1 protein-coding gene is annotated in these 366 nt (G+C 63.9%); it reads left to right on the top strand.

The annotated features are described in order from the left end of the window. Positions 1 to 276, top strand: a 276-nt coding sequence (locus AC1DIX_RS28310; protein WP_477328690.1) for an SRPBCC domain-containing protein, incomplete at its 5' end; no start/stop codon positions are given. Between the last annotated feature and the right edge of the window lie 90 nt (positions 277 to 366).

Below are 366 nucleotides of genomic sequence, written 5' to 3'. Positions count from 1 at the left end.
GGTTTGCTGCATGCCTATGACGCCCACTATCTCGATGTCGTCGAGAATGCCCGCATCGTCTACGCCTACGAGATGAAGCTCGGCGAGACCCGCATCTCCGCCTCCCTTGCCACCGTCACTTTCGAGCCGTCAGCGGCGGGCACCCGCATGCTGTTTACCGAGCAGGTGGTGTTCCTCGACGGCTATCCCGACGATGGCCTGCGCCGCCAGGGCACGGAAATCGGCCTCGACAATTTCGAGGCCTTTCTCGATCGCGAGGCCAGCGGCACGCATTGACGCTTTCAGCGGCCGGTGCCGAGAATGGCGCCGAGCAGCTTGCCTTCGAGTTCGGCGAGCTCCGGATTGCCATGACGGCGCGGATGGGGA

The sequence above is a fragment of the Massilia sp. 05N420 genome (genome assembly GCF_056397205.1).
Note: the sequence above shows the minus strand (reverse complement) of the source record. Positions and strands in the feature narration are given on the sequence as shown.